At 61.9% G+C, this 236-nt stretch carries 1 protein-coding gene; it reads right to left on the bottom strand.

Annotated elements, in window-relative coordinates:
• Positions 1–236, bottom strand: a 236-nt coding sequence (locus SB725_RS33870; RefSeq protein WP_410923780.1) for a proline dehydrogenase family protein, incomplete at both ends; no start/stop codon positions are given.

Here is a 236-nt window from a genome sequence, read left to right on the forward strand (position 1 = left end):
GACCAGTTCCTGGATGGAAATGGAATGGTCGGCAATGCGGTTGACGAACGAGGTGTTGGCGCCGTTTTCCAGCAAGCGGCGGACCAGGTAGGCCAGCAGGGTTTCGTGGGTGCCGACCGGCGCGTACACGCGGCACGGGCGGTTCAGCTTGCCTTCGGAGATCTTGCCGACCACTTGTTCGTACAGTGGCTCGCCCATGCCGTGCAGGCACTGGAACTCGTACTGGCCTGGGTAAT

Source organism: Pseudomonas sp. SIMBA_041, from assembly GCF_046535095.1.
GTDB lineage: Bacteria > Pseudomonadota > Gammaproteobacteria > Pseudomonadales > Pseudomonadaceae > Aquipseudomonas > Aquipseudomonas mucoides.